Raw genomic sequence first — 16,094 nt, forward strand, 5'->3', positions numbered from 1 at the left:
TAGGGCTAATTGTGCATCTGCTGGGCAAACAAATTAGCCTGTAATTCAGAGCCGGCAATCGTTTTGACGATTTAGATAAAATTTTCAATGTGACACTTTAGGGTGCGGAATGTGGGATGGAATGTCCTCAGTCCTGACAGTGCCGACTCCAGCAGTCAGTGTCCCCGAACCCTCTAGCCTTCTTGGTTTGATCACCCTGGGCGGCTTAATGTTAGGGGGTGCTGTTAGACTTACTGGGGGCGGCAGCGACACTTAAGCGCCATAGAAAACGGGTTTCTTTGAGAAACCCGTTTTCTAGAATACAGGTTTCCTCTCTCTTGTTTTGGGGGAGGTTTTTTGATCTAAATTATGCTAGGATTAGCTCTAGAATGATCAAAAATCATGACTACACAAGCAACAGTAATCCAAGGCACAGCCAAAGAAATTAGAGAAGCACTGGCGCTTATACCAGATGATGAAATTGTCCGCCTTATGGTAGGTCGTCCCAGCTTATCTATTATTGCCAGAAAATTACAGCACGAGGCCGCAACTCTTGGCATGACAGATGGGGAACACGACGCACTCATGGCATCGTTAAAAAATGATTGGTGATGCGGGTTGTTGTTGATACCAATATTCTTGTCAGTTTCGCCATCCGTCCGAACGAAAATTTTGAGCAAATGTTCAATTTTTTGGCGAGACAAGGTATTACCTTGATTTCCGATGATACAGTTGCCGAACTATTCACCGTACTAAACAGAGAAAAATTTCGCAAATATATCCGACAAGACAGCGCCATGGATTATATCGAGTGGTATGTTGGCATTTCAGAATCTGTCACCGTCACCGAGTCTGTCATCGCTTGCCGCGATCCAAAGGACGACAAATTTCTCTCCCTCGCTGTTGCGGGAAAGGCAGACTGCATAATCGCTGGGGACAGTGATCTGTTAGATATGATCGCCTACGAGGGAATTCCTATCTATCGCGCTACCGATTTTCTCAAACTATTTTGCGAATAACAGTGATGCTGTCCGCAAGGCCATAAAATAATGTGCCAAGGGAGAGGAGACGCGGGTTTCCTCTCTCTATTTTTTGGGGGTTTTATGGGAAGATCGCTATGGTGCAATCCCGATCATAATGAAACGAGACTCGATATTTTACCGGCTTTTCCAACAATCCCCCTCCCTTCTCTTCGATTTACTGGAAAACCCACCCGATAATGCCACCGAATACCGCTTTGACTCCGTAGCCGTCAAAGAACCCAAATTTGAGATCGATGGCGTATTTCTCCCACCCGATACTGATAGGAACGGGGTGATTTATTTTTGTGAAGTACAATTTCAAAAAGACGAACGACTCTATGAGCGGGTTTTTGGTGAATCATTTTTATATTTCTACCGCCAGCGAGAACGATTTGCCGATTGGCAAATTGTTGTCATCTATCCCACCCGTAACCTAGAACAAAGTAACACCCATCCCGACCAATCGCTTCTCAATTGTGAGCAAGTGCATCGAGTTTATCTGAAAGAATTAGGGGAAATTCAGCAGTTACCCCTAGGGGTTGCCTTGATGGTACTCACTACTGTAGAAGAAACCCAAGCAGCGGAAGCAGCCCGCTATTTACTAGCAAGAACCCAACAGCAAATTCCCGATCCAGAAGCCAGTCGTGCCATAATAGAAATGATTAGTACAATTATGGTGTATAAGTTTACTAACTTGAGTCGGCAGGAGGTTGATACAATGCTAGGACTACAATTGGCAGATACAAGGGTATATCGTGAAGCCAAGGAGGAAGGTCGTCAGGAAGGAGAATCTGCGCTCATCCTGCGGCTCCTCTCGCGTCGGATCGGTGAAGTGACTCCTGAACAGCGATCGCAGATTCAAGCTCTCTCAATTAATCAACTGGAAGCTTTAGGAGAAGCTTTGTTAGATTTTACCAAACCGGGAGATTTAGAGGAATGGTTGCGATCGCTTCTGTAGGTGAACTTGGTGTTAAAACTATTTGGTTGGGACTAGGAAGATGACAGTATATCAGCCAGACTTGGAAACTATCTGATCAAATTAGTTCCCCCATAGAACCCCCTTGAGCCATTTTGCACACTTTTCTCTCTTTGTCAAATTTTATGTTAAGAAATATGTGACTAATGGATAGGGGGAGAAGGGGAAAAGCCAACCTAAGATTAACCCTGCACCATCACCGAGGCAGCGGCAGCCACACCGGCGCCAGGGGTGACACCTTCGACACCTAACTCAATTAAAGTCGCTTCAATGGCAGCGATAACCGTGAGGATATCCCTCTCACTGGCAAAACCTAAATGACCGATACGGAAGATTTTACCCTTGAGGTGATCCTGACCACCAGCGAGAGCGATGTCGAACTTTTTATTGAGAGTCGAACGAATTTTTTCCGCATCCACCAGAGTGGGGGCCACCGCAGTAATCGCCGTGGAAGCGCAGGAATCCGCCGCGTAGAGGGGCAAATTCAGGGCCTGCATACCGGCCCGCGTCATCTTCGTTAAGCGTTGGTGACGGGCGAAAATTGCCGCTAATCCCTCCCTTCTCATCATTTGCAGAGAAGCTTGTAAACCGTACATCAGGTTAACTGGAGGGGTAAAAGGGGAACTATCCTCATCGGTGGCTTTTTTGTATTTGCCCAAATCTAGATAAAAACGGGGTAGTTTGGCGGTTTCGTAGGCTTTCCAAGCTTTTTGACTTACGGAAACAAAACCTAAACCGGGAGGAATCATATAACCTTTCTGGGAACCAGAGCCGACCACATCTAAACCCCATTCATCGATGGGAATATGATAAGCTCCTAAACTGGTGACAGCATCGACGATAATTAAAGCTTCCCCGTGGTCTTTTACCGCTTTGTTAATGCTTTCCAAGTCATTGAGAACCCCGGTGGAAGTTTCCGAATGGGTGATAATTACCGCTTTGATGGCTTTTTCCTTGTCTTCGGTCAGTTTAGCGGTGAATGCTTCTGGATCTAGGGGTTTACCCCATTCTGCCTTAACTACATCCACATTTAAGCCGTAGGCTTTCGCGACTTTCGCCCAACGTTCCCCAAATTTACCATTATCCCCCACCAAAACTCGATCGCCGGGGCTGAGAAAATTAATAATTCCCGCTTCCATGACACCGGTTCCCGAAGCGGTTAGCATTAAAACATCGCCACTGGTTTGATGCAACCATTTGAGATTTTCGGTTAATTCGGCGATTACCTTGCTAAAAGCACCCGTCCGATGACCTATCGGTGCTTTAGCCATAGCCAATAATACCGCTTCCGGCACTGGTGTGGGGCCGGGAATCATCAACATATTTTTATTTTCCATGGTTCGTCCTCTCTCGTTGGGCTATATTCAAAAAGATAAAAAACCAAATCTCGATCGCATCAATTCTGAGGGGATGATTTAAGATTCGGCAAACTCTGATTATATCCCGGCAGATAGCCTTGTCAGGAGTCAGTATTCAGGAGATAGGGTGATAGGGTTTTGGGGTGATGGGGTTTTGGGGTGATAGGGTGATGAGACAGCTTCCCCAATTCCCCACTTCCCCACTTCCTAACTCCTATTCCCGATTTTCAAAGAGTTTTTGGATACCGAGGGCAGGATCAGGCAGTTTTACCAAAGATTCGCCAATTAGAACCGCATTTGCTCCCGCTTGTTTCACTTTCGCCAGATCTGTTGCTGTGTGTAATCCCGATTCGCTGACGATCAGAATACCTTTTTCTCGCACCTGTTCGCCCCTGGCTTCTAGTAATTGGCGAGTATTGTCTAAATCGACTGTAAATGTCTCTAAATTGCGGTTATTAATGCCGATTAGTTCGATTCCCTCAATGGCTAACACTCGATCGAATTCGGCCAGACTATGCACCTCTACCAAAGCTGTCATCCCTAAACCCTTGACAATTTTGACAAAATATGCTAAGTCTTGATCGCTTAAAATAGCGGCAATTAAAAGGACGGCATCGGCTCCTTTAGAGCGAGCGTAGTAGATTTGATAGGGATAAAGGATAAATTCCTTGCATAATAGGGGTAAAGATACCGCTTGCCGGACGAGGCTAAGATTTTCGTAACTACCTTGAAAAAACTTACTATCGGTTAAAACCGATAAACAAGTGGCCCCTCCCTGTTCATAGGTACGGGCGATCGCTACAGGATCAAAATCTTCCAGGATAACTCCCTTGCTAGGGGAAGCTTTTTTCACTTCGGCAATCAAAGCGGGTTGGGTTTTACCCTGTTTTAAGGCGGCTAAAAAGTCGCAAGGTGGCGCAGTATTGGCTATTTTTTGGCGTAATTCTAATAAAGGCAACCGTTCGCGCAATTTATCGACTTCTATCTCCTTATGCCAAACGATTTCTTCTAAAATATTTTGCGGTTGTGCCTCTGGCACTTTCACCACATAACTCAAACTCTCAACTTTAACGGCAGGATTGGGGTGTTTTCTTCGGATCTGCATTTTTTCACTGTCCAGAGTGTGAACAGTGATTAGTTTAACAGTGATTAGTTATCGGGAATTGAAATAGAGACGCAGTTAACCACGTCTCTACAGATATTTATCTATACTTTTGTGGATATTCCCAGTCCTCACCGAAAGGCTATTGCATAGCTTCGATCGAACGTTCTAAAATCTTATCTTGGAGTTTTTCGTCTTCTTGACGATTTTCAGTTAATAAAACCCGTGCTTTCGCAGTTCCTGCCTCCCCTTCCCCTAAAAGCTCCTCTGTACGAGTTAAGACATTTTCTTCGAGCATTCCTTCTGCTTGTCGTTCTTGGGTTAGATTAAGACGTGCTTTTTCTTCAATATTCATATATTTATCCTTGCCACAGGTGCGATCAACTTCTACCCTTAGTCTGACACAAATTTAGTATTCCGTATCATTAACTACAGAAAAATTTAGAATCTTACTGGCGAAACTGAGATTTAGGTATTTTTTCTCATTCCTTAAATGGACAGGGATCGATCGACCTCAAGCTATACAATAAAACCTATGGAACAATTCCCCAGCGTAATCAAGCTTGTATATCGGGCGAATAATGATCGATTGCCTACTAAACCAACAGATTTCTGGACAGTATCCGACTCTATCGTAATATCCTATTTGCAGAGCTTATGACCAAAGGTAATTTAAACGATCTCATCCGTACAGAAGCTAATAAAGAGGTAGAATCCCAACCCTCTCCTTCTGCCAAACGTCCGAAGGAAACTAACGCCACCCTACAGGCAAAAATTAAGGACTTGACGGCAGAGTTAGAAAAAACCGAGAAAAATGGGCAAACTCTCCAAGAAAAAGTTATTTCTCTGGAAGAAGAACTTAAAGAACATCTGGAACTCTCTGTCAGTTTACAGCAGTTACAACAACAGACCGAGCAGTTAGAATCTGTCCTCTCGGAAAAAACCACTTTGGTGGCAAAATTATCGAGCCAATTAAGTCAATCCCAGACGGAATTAACCGAGAAAAAACAGTTAATTGAAAAATTATCGAGTCAATTAAGTCAATCCCAGACGGAATTAACCGAGAAAAAACAGTTAATTGAAAAATTATATAATCAAATTAAAACCCTAGAAAATAGTCCCACCGCCACCCCTGAACCGTCAGCAATTACCAAACTATTGCCTAAGAAACCCAGTCTTTATAACTTTGAAATGGCCACTTTAGCCCGTTATATTGCCCCCAATCCTACCCCCACAGAGTTAACGGATTCCGATATCGGTTGGTTCGATTAATTATGGCTAGTAAAAATCAAGAACAACAACATCCACAGGAAAGACTTGATCGCCCGATTGTTGATCAGCTGCTGCAATCAGAACCCAATGATTTAAACTTAGCTGAATGCGCTCGTTTACGCATACGTTATCAAAACTTTCCGGGGGCAAGAGAAATCCAAAGAGATTTAGATTTAATCCTAGAAAAATGGCAGTTAGATGAAGCCAGTTTATGGGCAAAAACTCGACAACTGCACAGTCACGGACAAGTGTATCAAATTCGCCAAACCGAGGAGCAACAGGATTGGAGTTAAATTGCAGCAGTTATCTTAATGGTGCGAGAGGAAAAATCAAACCTATAATTTGATTTTATCTAATAATCTCTGAAAAGGATTTTTTGGTTTGCTTGCTGGCGGATCTGCGGGGGGATTAGGATCATCTAGATAACGATAATATTTCCAGATATCCCAGTAGGGACACCCCGGTTCAATGCGAATTCCTGCCCAATGTAAATATTTTAAGGGCTGATTTAATCTCGGATCGATTAAAATATTCCCCTGAGGTTGAAAATGAGAACTTCCCCCCCAATTTCCCGCTTGACAACCCGGAGCGCGGACAATATTAAATCGATTGGGAACTCGTTTGAGAATGGTATAATTAATAATCGGTTGATCGGAGGTTTTTTGAGAAAAATCAAAATATTCTGGATGAGCGGCACATTCTTGAAAAGCACTATATAATTCCTGTTCTGAGAACAGATTCTTTTTACTAGCCCAAAAACCACCGTTAAACATTCCACTTAGATCATTTTCTGTGAAGATTCCTTGTTCTAAAACAATCGGATTAAAAACATCAGTAATCCCTTTTTTGTGTTGGTAATCACAGCAGAGAAAATCGTAGGTATCGAGGAAATTTAGATTATCTATTATTTTTTCAAAAACTACGATATCCGTATCGATATAAAGAAATTGATCTAATTCTCCAAACCAACACACCTGCTTGCGAAATTGATTGGGACGAGCAAAGAATTTTTCTCCAAAAATATCATAGATTTTCTGGGCTAATTCTTCCACTAATTGCAGATCGGGATAGAGAATAACGCCATATTTTTCGGACAATAAATCGGCAATTTTTTGATAATTATTGTCGTAGGGAATCAAGATGACGGGAGAATCTGGATCGTACAAACGAATACTATTCATTAATGCGATCGCCTGCTCGATAACTCGATCATTAGCGGTAATGTAAATTCCTCGCTTCATAAATATCCTGGGGGTAAGAGTTAGAAATAATTATATAGCAGTTATCTTAATGGTGAAGTAGAAAGTTTTCCTTTTGGGGAGTCAGCCATCAGCTTTTTTCTCCCGATATCCCTGTTCACTGATAACTGATCACTGATCACTGATCACTGAATAGCCGATCGGTCTTTCTCTGTCAACTCTTAAGAAGTCGTGGGTTTCATTTTTGAATTAGCGAATAATTAAGGAAATATCACTGCTACTTAAACAGTTTTTTCTTAAGTTTAGCCAGAGAACTCTGTATCCATAATTTTTTAAGTCGCAGGGGTTCTAAACCTTCTATATCAGCCGGATAGCGTTTTTTAATATCAAAGAAATCATTAATTTCTCTTAAAATTGTTTCAAAACGTGGTAGTAATTTTTCGGGATTATAATCATCGATAAAATTAGCTGGTAAAGAATTAACGGGAAAATTACGGACATAATTAAGAATACGTTCCAGATCGTATTGACTGGAATAAGCCCCGATTTTTTGACAATTGAAACCGGGATCGAGATAATCGGCTAGGGCGCTATTAACACTAGAAAATACCGTACAACCACAGGCTAAAGCTTCTAGGGGCGGTAAGCCAAAACCCTCCGTTAAACCGTTTACAGCCCAATATTCAGCCGAATCGTAGAGATAAACCCGACTGCGATTGAATAATCCCACTAAATCCTCCACATAGCTATCTAAAACCTTAACGCGGCAGTGGGGACGGAGGGCGGGAACTAGACGATTGAGAAGATACTTTGAGGATTTGCGCCCCTGTACTAGGACATCGATATCTCTTTCTAAGCCTAAATTGAGAAATTCTGAGCCAATTTGATTAGGAAGATAGTAAATTAAAGCATTAGGAGCCTTTTCTCCCCAATACCCCATAGTATTACGGCTAACGGTGATAATTGGTATTTGGGAGGGTAAACGGAAGCCGTAACCTGTACTATGGGCATGATAAATGATATTATGCGATCGCAATCTTTGCACCAATTTAGGAACATCAAAACCCCAGCTAACCACAAAAATACTGTCATCCGAGCTTATTTTCGCGAGTATATCCTCTAAAAAAGGATAATTTAACTCTTTTTGACGATAAGTCACAATCTGGGCGCTACAAATTTGACTAGCCAAATTGACAGTTTTCATTTCTGCCCACAGTCCACCCCCACCAAAAGGAGAAGTAGTACCGGGCAAAAGAAAATAGAGATTTCTCATCAGGATAATAGAAGTTTTGGTTAAGCGGTAGTTTGGAGACTTGGCTATTCTATACTTAATTATTAAGGTGTGAGGTATCTAAAGGCAATAGTCGATCGAGCATAAGTGTAATTACTACTAAATAAATTTTTTAGCCTTGAGTCGGCTATCAAGAGACTTAGCTAGTTAATTACAAATTCTGCTAATTAATAAATATTAATAAACCGCAACCAGCTAGATAACTGGAATTTCACGGGCAAGCCATTAAGCCTTAAAAGTATTGCTATGCAAGGATCGTAGTCGAAAAAGCAAAACTACGGGTTTCCCTGTGGATGCGGTTTATCAGAGAAATTAGAATACTTGACTAGAGGCTTCGCAGTTTGCTATACTAGCAAGCAAGTAAGCAAAACACACAAGGGGATTATTGGTCATGAAAATAAAACTTAAAAGATTAATAAAAAATTATGCATATTATTTCGAGAGCCACCTTAAGAATTTTTTGGGAAACTCATCCAGAGGCTCAGGCTGGTCTGCGTTATTGGTACAAGCAAGTTAGTCAAGCAAAATGGCAAAGTTTCCAAGATATTCGTCAGGATTTTTCTTCGGCTGACTTAGTGGGTAATTTTATAGTATTCAACATTTGCGGCAACAACTATCGACTAATAACTTATGTTGATTTTCAACATAGAAATGTTTTCATTAGAAAAGTACTAACCCATGCTGAATATAATAAAAACCAATGGAAAAAAGATTCGTGGTTCAATAAATATTGATCTAAATCTCTGAATCTCCAAATAAGTAGGGAGGAAAAATTATTTGTAGGATGGGTTAGCGGTAGCGTAACCCATGCGGGCGTTGGGTTTCATGCTTCAACCCAACCTACGTTTATCTTATATTTAATTCCACCCACCCACTTATGAAAACTATAAATTATTAACTAAAAATTTTGTATCTCCTTCAGTCACCCCTATTTAAACCATAAAATTAGAGTTATCTTTATGTTTGCCACTGATAAATACTTAGAATTATTAAAGCAATACCCTCCTCGTCCTATTCACAATGAGGAAGACTTAGAAATGATGCAGGAGGTTATTAATCGCCTTTTAGACAAACCCCAATTAACGGCAGAAGAAAGGGAATATCTAAATGTTTTAGGGGCTTTAATTTATGAGTATGAGGAAAATCAAGAGCCAATACCTGATATTTATGGACTTGAATTGTTGAAATTCATATTAGAGGAAAAAAACCTACAAAAGCAAGATTTGCTATCTATTTTTGAAAGCAAGTCAACCCTGGATGACATTCTTGATGGCCAACAAGAGTTAACTCCTATCTATATTCAAAAATTAGCCAATTTTTTAAATATATCTCCTGATTTATTTTTTCCTAGTTAGTCACAAAAAATGCGCTAGACAGTTAAGCTTATTTCCTGTCTTAACGCATAGGTTAACGGACTAAATCAAAGCCCGATAACGCCCCAAAGCCAGTAGAGGGAAATACTGCTGATAGAAATGATATTTCAGGTAAAAATGACAGGGAAAACCTGTACCGGTGAAGTAATCTTCATCCCATGTACCATTTTCTTTTTGGGTAACAAGAAGATAGTTAACGCCCTTTTCAATCACTTCTCGCTGATAATTGCCGGTGACTTTCCCGACGGCTAATAAACCGATTAATGCCCAAGCAGTTTGGGAAGCGGTACTATTTCCCTGTCCTTTAAATTTAGGGTTATTGTAACTAAAACAGGTTTCACCCCAACCACCATCAACATTTTGACAACTGCTTAACCAATTGGCTCCTTTTTGCAATTGATGGCGATATTTATTCGGTTCCAGAAAAGCCAAAGCAGATAATGCCCCACTGGTTCCATAAATATAATTTACACCCCAACGACCAAACCAACTACCATCAGCTTCCTGTTCTTTTTCCAGATAATCCAAAGCTTTTTTAACTCGATTTTCCTCCATGTTGACATCACAAGTACCTAACATTTCTAGAACTCTGGCAGTCACATCAGCCGTATTAGGATCGATCATTGCTTTTAGATCGGCATAGGGCAAAGAATTAAGCCAGTTTTGATCGTTATCGATGTCAAAAGCTCCCCAACCACCAGCTTTACACTGCATAGTAGCCATCCAATTAACTGCCCGTTTCATCACAGCTTTTTTAATATTTTCATCGGGCATTTTAATTAACTCTAAAGCCATCACCACCACTGCCGAATCGTCTAAATCGGGATACCAGCGATTGTCAAATTCAAAAGCCCAACCGCCGGGGGTTCCGATTTTATTTTTAATCGCCCAATCGCCATAATCAAGAATTTGTTGATCGATTAACCATTGTCCCGCTTTAATCATAGCTGGATGAGCGGGATTTAGCCCAGATTCAATTAGCGATCGAATTACCCAAGCCGTATCCCAAACCGGCGAAACACAGGGCTGTACACAATAGGTATTATCTGTCTCAATGGCAAAATTATCCACCGCTTTTAAACCCCGGGCAACAATCGGATCGTAAACATCATAACCTAGGGCTTTTAAAGCTAACAGAGAATTTAACATCGCCGGGATAATTCCCCCCCAATCGCCTGTGTCTTCCTGTCGTTCAATTACCCATTTTTCCGCCGCTTTCAGACTTTCTTGACGGAAGGGAACTAAATCAGTTTTTTCTGCCCATTTAAACAGCCCATCTAACCAGAGAAAAACATCCGCCCAATCGTTATTTTTTGGTAACTCATACTTGACATTATTCACCCCTTCTGTATAGAGTTCATCGAGATTAAAACCCATTTTATACACGGGTTTTTTGTCGAAAACAATTAATAAAGGAACCGTACTTCCCCGCGCCCAACTGGACATTTCATAGATAGTAAAAGGGAAATTTTCCGGCAGTAGCATAATCCAAGCGGGGATAGAGGGAACCCCCTGCCAATCGTAACAACCAATCAAAGCGAGGTGCATTTTGGTGAAAATGCGGGTTTTGCTGATGCCACCTTTGGCTAAGATAAATTCTCTAGCTTTTTCTAAAGCAGGATCATTAGCGGGAATTCCCAATAGTCGCAGCCCCATGTAGGCTTCCACAGTGGTGCTAAGATCGCCACCATCCCCATAAAATAACTCCCAAGCGCCGTTAGGACACTGTTGCTGACGCAGATAGGTGGCGGCTTTGTCTAGGGGGCGTTTTTTGTCAGTTTTCCAGATTTTGTGCAGTAAAATTGCTTCTGAGGTGATGGTGACATTAGATTCTAATTCTGCCCACCAGTAACCCTCAGAGTATTGGGTAGAAAGTAAATAATTTTGAGAAAGTTCGATCGCTTTCGCTGTTTTAGCGGCTATTTCGGTTATTTTGTCCTGAATCTGCATTTTTTTCCGTTCGACAACCTCTAGAGACCACGAGTGCAATTGACATCCTCACCGCCGTAAACGGACGGTGATTCCTCACCACGCCACCTTTTTAGAATGATCGCGTCAATGGGGTTGACGCTTCACAGGATGCTGCTACCTTAGCAGTAGTCTTACGCTTTCCGACCCGTCCATATTCATAATTCATAATTCCCTGAAGACAAAAAGGGTACGAAACTCGCACCCCACCAGATTGATCTTCATTGAACTTACTTTTTCTTTTTGCCTTTAGCGGGCGGATTATCCTTCGCTGCCGGTTCCGGGGCTTTTTCCTCCACTTGCGGGGCGGCTGCTACGGGTTCCGGGGCTTTTTGTCCCATTTGGGCGGCTACTTCGGCGGCGAAATCCGTTTCTTCTTTTTCGATCCCTTCACCTAGTACAAAGCGTTGGAAACGACGCACCTGAATATTTTCTCCCAAAGCGGCGATCGCTTGTTTAAGCAATTCGTCAATACTGATGTTCTGATCGCGGATAAAGGGTTGATCGAGCAAGGAAAGTTCTTTCAAACGTTTTTCAATACGGCCAGCCACGATTTTTTCTTTGATATTATCGGGTTTATTGGCTAAATCGTCCCGTCCCATCTCAATTTCTTTTTCTTTGGCAGAGATTTCGGCGGGAATATCGGCCACTTTCACATATTCGACGTTAGGACAAGCGGCAATCTGCATCGCCACGTCATTAACCAATTTTTTGAACTCCTCGCGACGGGCAACAAAATCGGTTTCACAGTTCACTTCTACTAAAACACCGATGCGGCTGCCGGTGTGGATGTAACTGCCGATCATCCCTTCTGCCGCTACCCGACTAGCTTTTTTCTCGGCGGAAGTAATCCCTTTTTGACGCAACCATTCGATCGCTTTGGTTATATCCCCCGCGTTTTCCGTCAGCGCCCTCTTGCAATCCATCATGCCGGCGCCAGTCTTTTCCCTAAGTTCTTTAACCTGTTGTGCTGTAATTTCTGCCATAAAATTCCTAACCTACTGCTTATAATTGATCATGCCACGAGAGGGGCAGGTTTGACCGCTCGATAGGTCCGGAAAGTTTCCCCCCGAACCTAGCGGCGATCAATAGCTAATTTTCCCTAGTTATCGTCGTCTCCACTGGCAAATTCGGCGGCGTATTGGGAATAATCACCTTCTTCCTCGTACTCGGTTTCATTATCGTAGTCTTCCTCGTATTCTTCCACCGCTGCTTGACCACCGCGACGACCTTCGATGATCGCATCGCTAATTTTGCCTAAAATCAGTTTGACTGAGCGAATTGCGTCATCGTTGGCGGGAATCGGCACATCTACCAAGTCAGGATCGCAGTTAGTATCCAAGAGGGAGATGATGGGAATGCCCAATTTTTGGCATTCTTGGATAGCGTTGTATTCCCGACGCTGATCCACTACGACGACTAAATCCGGCAGCCGGCGCATGGTTTTAATGCCACCGAGGTATTTTTCTAGTTTGCCTAATTCCCGACGCAGTACCGATGCTTCTTTTTTCGGTCGTTTATCGAGGGCGCCGCTATTTTCTAATTCTTCTAATTCTTTGAGTCTTTCTACCCGGCCGCGAATGGTTTCCCAGTTGGTTAACATTCCCCCTAACCAGCGTTGGTTAACGAAGTGGCTACCGCTGCGTAAAGCTTCCTGTTTAATGATTGCTGCCGCTTGCCGTTTCGTACCGATGAATAAAAAGCGTTTACCGCGATCGGCTTCTCCTCGGACAAATTCGTAAGCTTCTTCGATTAATTGGGCAGTTTGCACCAAATCAATGATATGAACCCCATTCCGGGCAGTGTAGATGTACTGAGACATTTTCGGGTTCCAACGGCGCGTTTGATGGCCAAAGTGAACCCCAGACTCTAGCAATTCTGCAAGAGAGACAACGGGCATATTTTTCTCCTTTTCGGGTTTATCCTCCATCTAGGGCTGGATTTCTAGATTCCTAGAAACACCCGATCGCCTAGATGTGCGATTTTTGACAACTTTTCTAGTCTAACACGAAAGGGCGCAATTGCATACCCGTAAATATTGGGTACTGAGGGCTTCCTACTGCAATTCCTCAAGTTTTTTCAAAACCGCTTCTGCATGGGCTTTTACCTTGACATTTGACCAAATATAGGCAATATTTCCCCGGGGGTCGATCAGGAAAGTGGATCGTTTAATCCCCATATATTCCTTACCCATAAATTTTTTTAATCCCCAGACTTGATAAATTTCCGCCAGTTGATGATCGGGATCGCTCAATAATTGAATAGTTAAATTGTGTTTTTCAATAAAACGACAGTGGGACTTTTCTGAATCGGGACTAACTCCCAGAATTACCGCATTTAATTGCTGAAATTGCGGCGACAAAGCGGTAAAATCGATCGCTTCTGTGCTGCAGCCCGGAGTGTTATCTTTGGGATAAAAATATAAGACCAACCATTGACCGGCAAAATCTGCTAATTTACTAATTTCGCCTCTTTGGTTGGGGGTGGCAAATTCGGGGGCTTTTTGTCCAACTTCTAGGGTCATTTTTAGGAGTGTAAAGGCAAGAGTAAGAAAGGAGCGAGGGAGAGGGAAAGCAATAGCCAGACTTGATAGTTAAATCTGGGAAATTCGGGTTTTTCTGACTCGACTAACGCTTCAATTCTCTCTAATAAACGATTATTTAAGGAATTATCACTCAGAGCGACACAGCAACTATCAGAGAAACTTATTTCCGCTACTTGATTAACTTTTTCTGCCACTAAAAGCAGCGATTCAGCTAATAGTAAATAATCCACTTGTCCGGAAGCGTACTTATCGGCGCGTAATTCCCGCAAGAAGACCAATTCTGACCATAAATTCTCGCTATTGGGCAGCCAAGAAGACATCGATCGCAACCAACCTAACCAGAAAAACCAGAAAGTGTCATGATATTCTTGGTGAGCTTGTTCGTGGGCTAAAACTGCTTGTAAATGTTCTTGATCTAAGAGATTTAATAATCCTTGGGTTACAATTAACTCCGACTTCCAAAAGCCAACTCTGGCACTGTAGGGAAAATCCACAGCTAAAACTCTCGCTTTCTGAGCGGTGATTTTTTTGAGGGGATAACTGCTAAAATCCCGATGGGTTTGCCAAGTTTGATAGGATAGTTTTATCAAACAAAATATAGCAAAAACTAGCCAAATTATAGCACTAAAGTAACTAATTAAACTGGAGTTATAGCCTAGCATTTGCCCGCGATAGCCCATACAAACCACCGATATAACTGTCATTAACAACAGCAAAGGAGGAAAGAGGAAGAAAAATAGCGTTATCTGCCAACGACGCTGATAGCTAGGCAGAAACCAACGTAAACCAATGGCGATAGTTAATGCTAGTAATAACATTAAACTGTGCATTAGCGTTCTCTCCGTTGTTGACGCAGGGTATCTAAACGAGAGGCGATCGCTTTTAATTGTTCGACACTAGCAGTATCGAGACTATCGGCAAAAGAAGCCACCACATCCGCGTTACCAATAGCCAAAAAACGATGTAATTGTTCGTAGGCTTTAATTGCCTGTGCTTGTTCCTTAGAAACCATCGGTTTCCAGTAGAAAATTCGACCCTGTTTATAACAACTTAACCAGCCTTTATTAGTTAAACGACGCAGTACCGTAGTCACAGAAGTATAGGCTAGATCCCGTTCTGGATCCGCTAAAATGCGATCGTGGACATCCTTAACGCTAACGGGTTCCAATTCCCAGACAATATTGAGAATTTCCGCTTCTAGGGGGCCAAGGGATAACTGTTTTGGTTGATAGGTCGGCAATTGAGCCATAGTCACACAGAAATGAAGATTACTTTCCTGATCATAGCGGCGGATATCGATCGCCTGATAAAATAGCAACGATCCTTTATATTGTCTTTATGTCCACCGAAACTAATTTAACCACAACTACGGGCTCTGATGCCATTGATGTGGCGATCGCTAATGGCATTGATTTTGATGGTTCCCCAATTCCCCCGGCAAAATTGGAACTTTATCACCGGGTAATGGGTTTGGAAGCAGGACGACAAAGAAGCGGAGTATCTAACACGATGAGATCGCGAATTGTCCGCATCGGGGCCAAACATATCCCCCAAGAGGAGTTAAATCAGCTGTTGTTAGCCGCCGATTTTGCCCCTCTCAAGGAGAAAGAAATCGCTTTTTACCTATAATGTCGGCTTTTCATCTCTCGGTTTCACCTCGGAGATGAAAAGTTCCGCCAGCATAGAACAGCGAAGCACGACTAAGAATAACTCTAATCTATAGTTGCCAATTTAATTTTAGTATGCTAGAGTAGTTTGCGTGGTAGGTCGATAACGCAAAATGTTTGTTTTAGAGTACAAGCTTAGAGGAAAACCATCTCAATATCAAGCCATTGATGAGGCTATTCGGACAGTACAGTTTGTTCGGAATAAATGTCTTAGATATTGGGAAGACAATAAAGGTGTAGGACAAAAGGATGTATATAAATATGTCACTCAATTAAGAAGTGAATACCCTTTTGTTCAAGACCTTAACTCTACAGCTTGTCAACAGGCTTGCGAACGGACTT

At 42.3% G+C, this 16,094-nt stretch carries 19 protein-coding genes and 2 pseudogenes; 10 read left to right on the forward strand and 11 right to left on the reverse strand.

Annotated features, from left to right (window positions below; genetic code table 11):
- Window positions 1-118: 118 nt before the first annotated feature.
- The 4 genes and pseudogenes from EWV68_RS11420 to EWV68_RS11435 form a co-directional block, all read left to right on the forward strand.
- Window positions 119-256, forward strand: a pseudogene (locus tag EWV68_RS11420) (PEP-CTERM sorting domain-containing protein); the annotation flags it as partial.
- 125 nt (window positions 257-381) lie between these two features.
- A complete protein-coding gene (locus EWV68_RS11425) occupies window positions 382-591 on the forward strand; it encodes a hypothetical protein (RefSeq protein ID WP_287169843.1) in 210 nt (69 codons plus the stop codon).
- Window positions 591-998 (forward strand): putative toxin-antitoxin system toxin component, PIN family, encoded by a 408-nt coding sequence (locus tag EWV68_RS11430; RefSeq protein WP_061432242.1) that lies wholly within the window; start codon window positions 591-593, stop codon window positions 996-998. The genes EWV68_RS11425 and EWV68_RS11430 overlap by 1 nt, the downstream gene beginning before the upstream one ends.
- Window positions 999-1,116: 118 nt before the next feature.
- Window positions 1,117-1,959 (forward strand): Rpn family recombination-promoting nuclease/putative transposase, encoded by an 843-nt coding sequence (locus EWV68_RS11435; protein ID WP_287169845.1) that lies wholly within the window; start codon window positions 1,117-1,119, stop codon window positions 1,957-1,959.
- A 200-nt stretch (window positions 1,960-2,159) separates the two neighbouring features.
- On the opposite strand, the gene EWV68_RS11440 is transcribed toward EWV68_RS11435, so the two are convergent.
- The 3 genes from EWV68_RS11440 to EWV68_RS11450 all read right to left on the reverse strand — a co-directional run bounded on the left by EWV68_RS11440 (window position 2,160) and on the right by EWV68_RS11450 (window position 4,792).
- The gene (locus EWV68_RS11440; RefSeq protein ID WP_061432239.1) at window positions 2,160-3,314 is read right to left on the reverse strand and encodes a pyridoxal-phosphate-dependent aminotransferase family protein; all 1,155 of its coding nucleotides are present in this window, start codon (window positions 3,312-3,314) and stop codon (window positions 2,160-2,162) included.
- Between the two features lie 235 nt (window positions 3,315-3,549).
- Window positions 3,550-4,440: an indole-3-glycerol phosphate synthase TrpC gene (gene trpC, locus EWV68_RS11445; protein WP_061432238.1), complete on the reverse strand. Its 891-nt coding sequence runs from the start codon at window positions 4,438-4,440 to the stop codon at window positions 3,550-3,552.
- Between the two features lie 139 nt (window positions 4,441-4,579).
- On the reverse strand, window positions 4,580-4,792 hold the full coding sequence (locus EWV68_RS11450) for a hypothetical protein (protein ID WP_041804230.1): 213 nt from the start codon (window positions 4,790-4,792) through the stop codon (window positions 4,580-4,582).
- Between the two features lie 302 nt (window positions 4,793-5,094).
- Between EWV68_RS11450 and EWV68_RS11455 the strand changes: the two genes are divergently transcribed.
- Window positions 5,095-5,709 (forward strand): hypothetical protein, encoded by a 615-nt coding sequence (locus EWV68_RS11455; protein WP_061432237.1) that lies wholly within the window; start codon window positions 5,095-5,097, stop codon window positions 5,707-5,709.
- A gap of 2 nt (window positions 5,710-5,711) precedes the next feature.
- Entirely contained in the window at window positions 5,712-6,002 is a 291-nt protein-coding gene (locus tag EWV68_RS11460; RefSeq protein WP_002767861.1) for a DUF3288 family protein, read from the forward strand.
- A 42-nt stretch (window positions 6,003-6,044) separates the two neighbouring features.
- On the opposite strand, the gene EWV68_RS11465 is transcribed toward EWV68_RS11460, so the two are convergent.
- Both EWV68_RS11465 and EWV68_RS11470 read right to left on the reverse strand, forming a co-directional pair.
- Complete coding sequence (locus tag EWV68_RS11465; RefSeq protein ID WP_061432236.1) at window positions 6,045-6,950, reverse strand: Npun_R2821/Npun_R2822 family protein; 906 nt, start codon at window positions 6,948-6,950, stop codon at window positions 6,045-6,047.
- Window positions 6,951-7,185: 235 nt separating this feature from the next.
- Window positions 7,186-8,181: a glycosyltransferase gene (locus EWV68_RS11470; protein ID WP_061432235.1), complete on the reverse strand. Its 996-nt coding sequence runs from the start codon at window positions 8,179-8,181 to the stop codon at window positions 7,186-7,188.
- Between the two features lie 443 nt (window positions 8,182-8,624).
- Here EWV68_RS11470 and EWV68_RS11475 point away from each other — a divergent pair, with 443 nt between their 5' ends.
- Together EWV68_RS11475 and EWV68_RS11480 are read left to right on the forward strand one after the other, a co-directional pair.
- Window positions 8,625-8,933, forward strand: coding sequence for a type II toxin-antitoxin system HigB family toxin (locus EWV68_RS11475; RefSeq protein WP_287169846.1), 309 nt, complete (start codon window positions 8,625-8,627; stop codon window positions 8,931-8,933).
- A gap of 225 nt (window positions 8,934-9,158) precedes the next feature.
- A complete protein-coding gene (locus tag EWV68_RS11480; RefSeq protein WP_004162674.1) occupies window positions 9,159-9,554 on the forward strand; it encodes a helix-turn-helix domain-containing protein in 396 nt (131 codons plus the stop codon).
- Window positions 9,555-9,614: 60 nt separating this feature from the next.
- On the opposite strand, the gene shc is transcribed toward EWV68_RS11480, so the two are convergent.
- From shc to EWV68_RS11510, 6 genes are all read right to left on the reverse strand, one after another.
- Window positions 9,615-11,522, reverse strand: coding sequence for a squalene--hopene cyclase (gene shc, locus EWV68_RS11485; RefSeq protein ID WP_061432234.1), 1,908 nt, complete (start codon window positions 11,520-11,522; stop codon window positions 9,615-9,617).
- Between the two features lie 248 nt (window positions 11,523-11,770).
- Window positions 11,771-12,526 carry a translation elongation factor Ts gene (tsf, locus tag EWV68_RS11490; RefSeq protein WP_002734629.1) on the reverse strand — a complete coding sequence of 252 codons (756 nt, stop codon included), beginning with the start codon at window positions 12,524-12,526 and terminating at the stop codon, window positions 11,771-11,773.
- A gap of 116 nt (window positions 12,527-12,642) precedes the next feature.
- Entirely contained in the window at window positions 12,643-13,440 is a 798-nt protein-coding gene (gene rpsB / locus EWV68_RS11495) for a 30S ribosomal protein S2 (protein ID WP_004162676.1), read from the reverse strand.
- A 156-nt stretch (window positions 13,441-13,596) separates the two neighbouring features.
- Window positions 13,597-14,064 carry a thioredoxin-dependent thiol peroxidase gene (gene bcp, locus EWV68_RS11500; RefSeq protein WP_149985767.1) on the reverse strand — a complete coding sequence of 156 codons (468 nt, stop codon included), beginning with the start codon at window positions 14,062-14,064 and terminating at the stop codon, window positions 13,597-13,599.
- A gap of 2 nt (window positions 14,065-14,066) precedes the next feature.
- The gene (locus EWV68_RS11505) at window positions 14,067-14,915 is read right to left on the reverse strand and encodes a M56 family metallopeptidase (RefSeq protein WP_061432232.1); all 849 of its coding nucleotides are present in this window, start codon (window positions 14,913-14,915) and stop codon (window positions 14,067-14,069) included.
- Window positions 14,915-15,403 carry a BlaI/MecI/CopY family transcriptional regulator gene (locus EWV68_RS11510; protein WP_002777269.1) on the reverse strand — a complete coding sequence of 163 codons (489 nt, stop codon included), beginning with the start codon at window positions 15,401-15,403 and terminating at the stop codon, window positions 14,915-14,917. Before EWV68_RS11510 ends, EWV68_RS11505 begins: the two co-directional genes overlap by 1 nt.
- A gap of 20 nt (window positions 15,404-15,423) precedes the next feature.
- Here EWV68_RS11510 and EWV68_RS11515 point away from each other — a divergent pair, with 20 nt between their 5' ends.
- Window positions 15,424-15,714: a small RNA NsiR4-regulated ssr1528 family protein gene (locus tag EWV68_RS11515; RefSeq protein WP_061432231.1), complete on the forward strand. Its 291-nt coding sequence runs from the start codon at window positions 15,424-15,426 to the stop codon at window positions 15,712-15,714.
- 151 nt (window positions 15,715-15,865) lie between these two features.
- Window positions 15,866-16,094, forward strand: a pseudogene (locus EWV68_RS11520) (hypothetical protein); the annotation flags it as partial.

Origin of the sequence: Microcystis sp. M_QC_C_20170808_M9Col (assembly GCF_007095495.1) — a bacterium.
Taxonomy (GTDB): domain Bacteria; phylum Cyanobacteriota; class Cyanobacteriia; order Cyanobacteriales; family Microcystaceae; genus Microcystis; species Microcystis aeruginosa.